General features: G+C 66.9%; 3 protein-coding genes and 1 pseudogene. 2 read left to right on the forward strand and 2 right to left on the reverse strand.

Features of this window, described 5'->3' with window-relative positions; translation table 11 throughout:
• Positions 1–857 (reverse strand): exodeoxyribonuclease V subunit gamma (locus JOZ00_RS23335; RefSeq protein WP_293348753.1); only part of this gene is annotated, 857 nt, incomplete at its 3' end.
• Positions 858–938: 81 nt separating this feature from the next.
• A complete protein-coding gene (locus tag JOZ00_RS23340) occupies positions 939–1,805 on the reverse strand; it encodes a cyclopropane mycolic acid synthase family methyltransferase (RefSeq protein WP_293348756.1) in 867 nt (288 codons plus the stop codon).
• A gap of 294 nt (positions 1,806–2,099) precedes the next feature.
• Between JOZ00_RS23340 and JOZ00_RS23345 the strand changes: the two genes are divergently transcribed.
• Together JOZ00_RS23345 and JOZ00_RS23350 are read left to right on the forward strand one after the other, a co-directional pair.
• On the forward strand, positions 2,100–2,615 hold the full coding sequence (locus JOZ00_RS23345) for a nitroreductase family protein (RefSeq protein ID WP_293348759.1): 516 nt from the start codon (positions 2,100–2,102) through the stop codon (positions 2,613–2,615).
• A gap of 51 nt (positions 2,616–2,666) precedes the next feature.
• Positions 2,667–3,109 (forward strand): annotated as a pseudogene (locus tag JOZ00_RS23350) (SAM-dependent methyltransferase); the annotation flags it as partial.

Below are 3,109 nucleotides of genomic sequence, written 5' to 3' on the forward strand. Positions count from 1 at the left end.
CGCAGGTCCCGTCCGAGCGTCGCCAGTAGCGGGTGGCCCACGACGCGGTGGCTGGTGTCGTCGCGGCGCGCGATCGCGCCATGGACGCCGGTGAGTTCCCGCCACAGCTGTTCGCTGGGATGCGGCATCCACAGGTGCAGGTCGTGATGGGCGGACAGCGCGTCGAGCAGCTCCACGTCGGTGCACGCCAACCGCGTGTGCCCGAACAAGGACAGCCGGGTCGGCAGCTCCGCCGGGCCCTCGCGCAGCCGGGTAAGAGTCTTCTCGTGCCGGATGTGCGGGGGATCGGCGGGCAGCGCGGCGACCAGTGCCCGCCAGAGCGCGGGCTGCCACAGCAGGTCTTCGTCGAGGTCACCCGCGTTGCCGTCGAGCCAATCGACGAGCAGGCGCGGGCGCTGCCGGGCGTACGAGGCGAACAGGCCCGCCAGCCTGCGCGCCACCGAATACCGGCGCCCGCGCCGCAGCTCGGCCTCCGTCGCCGTCGACGCGAAGTGGCCCAAATGCGTTGCCAGCGTGCGACACCAGGGCTCGTCCAGCGATTGATCGATCACGTGCAGCAGCGGCCATGCCATCGCGTCCGGTGACCACGGGTCGTCGTCGGCCGTGCCGGTGAGCTCGGCGATCAGGGAGGCGGGGCTGCGGAACGTCACCGCGGCGCACACCCCGTCGCCGGCTGCGCTGCCGACGCCGCGCCCGAGGACGTGCGACAGTCGCTGGCTGAGCCAGCGCTCGACGCCACGCGCCGGAACCAGGACCAGGTCCTCGGCGAACGGGTCGGTCAGCGGGTTGGCCAGTAGGGCGCCGAGACCGTCGGCCAATAGATCGGTGCGCTCGGCACGGTGCAGATGAAGCGCCATCGCGGTGACACGATAGACCGGGACACCGACGCGGGTGGCTGCTTACGAAAATAGTTCAGGTTTCGCGATTGCGGAGCAGGTCTACTTCGCCAGCGTGAACTGGTTGATGTCGATGTAGCCCTTGCGGAAGGCGTCGGCGCAACCGGTCAGGTACCTCATGTATCGCTGGTAGACCTCTTCGGACTGGATCTCGACGGCCTCGGCATGGCGCGCCTGCAGTGCCTCGGCCCAGTGGTCGAGCGTCCTGGCGTAGTGCAGCTGCAGCGACTGTCGGCGCCTGAGGTTGAAGCCCATCTTCGAGGCGTGGAACTCCACCATCTCGATTGGGGGCAACTGGCCGCCCGGGAAGATCTCGGCACCGATGAACGCGGTGAAACTTGCGACCTCGTCGGTCATCGGCAGGCCGCGTTCCACCATCTGTTCCGGGGTCAGCATGGTGATCGTGTGCAGCAGCATCACCCCGTCGTCGGGCAGGATGCGATAGGCCTTCTCGAAGAAATCGTCGTACCGGTCATACCCGAAGTGTTCGAACGCGCCGATGGAGACGATCCGGTCGGCGGGCTCGTCGAACTCTTCCCAGCCGTGCAGCAACACCCGCCGGCTGCGCGCTCCGTCCATCGCGTCGAACAGGTTCTGCACGTGAGCGGCCTGGTGCCGAGACAACGTCAGGCCGACGACGTTAACGTCGTACTTCTCCATCGCCCGGCGCATCGTGCCGCCCCAGCCGCAGCCGACGTCGAGCAGCGTCATCCCCGAGCGCAGGCCCAACTTGCCCAGCGCCAGGTCCATCTTGCGGAGCTGCGCCTCTTCCAGCGAAATGTCTCGCATTCGGTCCCAGTACGCACAGCTGTACGTCATCGTGGGGTCGAGGAAGAGCCGGAAGAAGTCATCGGACAAGTCGTAGTGCGCCTGCACTTCTTCGAAGTGTGGCGTCAGATTCTCTGCCATGGGGCTATGCGCCTTTCTGGATTGCGAGACCACCCAGGTGGTTCACGAGGTGGCGCACCGTCCGGTTCACCAGTGGGCTGTTCGACTGGTTCAGCAGGGCTTTCCCGCATTCTGCGGGACCAAACCTCGCCGAATTTTCTTGACGGCCGTCAATTGCGCGGTCGATAGTGTGTCGTATTGTGGCCCAAGGTGTTTGGGCACTATTGCGCTGCATGCTGCTGGCCTCCTTCCCGTCCGGGAATTCGTGCCGCTCGACACCGGTTAGCCACCATTGTCAAGCAGAGGAGGGCATAAATGGAAGCGTGGGACGCGATTGCCGCTCGACGCAATGTGCGTGAATACAAGCCGGACCCGGTCGCGGCCGAGGACCTGGACCGGATCGCCGAAGCCGGCTGGCGCGCCCCGTCGGCGAAAAACCGCCAGCCGTGGGATTTCGTGATCGTCACCGACCGGGGTCAGCTGCAGGAGCTGTCCACGGTCTGGCGCGGCGCCGGGCACATCGCCGCGGCCCCAGCTGCGATCGCGTTCGTCGTACCGGTGCCGCCCGACGAGCGCAGGGTGGTCACCGACAACTACGACGTCGGTCAGGCCACGATGGCGATGATGATCGCGGCCACCGACCTGGGCATCGGAACCGGGCACTCGTCGGTGGGGGACCAGGACAAAGCCCGCGCCATCCTGGGCGTTCCCGACGATCACCTGGTGGCTTTCCTGCTCGGCGTCGGCTACCCGGCGGATCGCCCGCTCACCCCCATCCGCAAACCCAATCGCCGGCCCTTCTCCGAGGTCGTGCACCACGGCCGTTGGTGACGTCAGCCCCGAAAACTGTTCGCCGCCTTGTGGGGTCGTAAGCTCGATGGGGTGCATGACCACCGGGGCGACTACGGAATCGACGGCTCTTTCGAGAAGGTCTCTGCGCGGGCACAGGGGATAGGTCTGGGCGCCCACGCCGTGGCCTTAACCGTCTGGGCGGCGATCAGCTGGGCGCGCGGCAGAAGGCTCATGGCCGCTCTGGCGGCGGGGTCGGCGGGCATGATCTCGGCGACGGTCGTCTGGTACATGTATGCGACCCGGACCGGCAAGTTCGTGGTGTGGGACCGCATCCTCGACGATCTTCGGCTGCGGGGCGACGAAACCGTGCTTGACCTGGGTTGTGGGCGGGGGGCGGTGTTGCTCGCGACGGCAAAACGGTTGCCGAGGGGCCGCGCGATCGGCGTCGACCTGTGGCAGGCCGACCAGACTGACAACTCACAGCACGCCACGCTGCAGAACGCCGCACTGGAAAACGTCGCCGACCGCATCGA

This window comes from Mycobacterium sp., from assembly GCF_019243155.1.
Taxonomy (GTDB): domain Bacteria; phylum Actinomycetota; class Actinomycetes; order Mycobacteriales; family Mycobacteriaceae; genus Mycobacterium.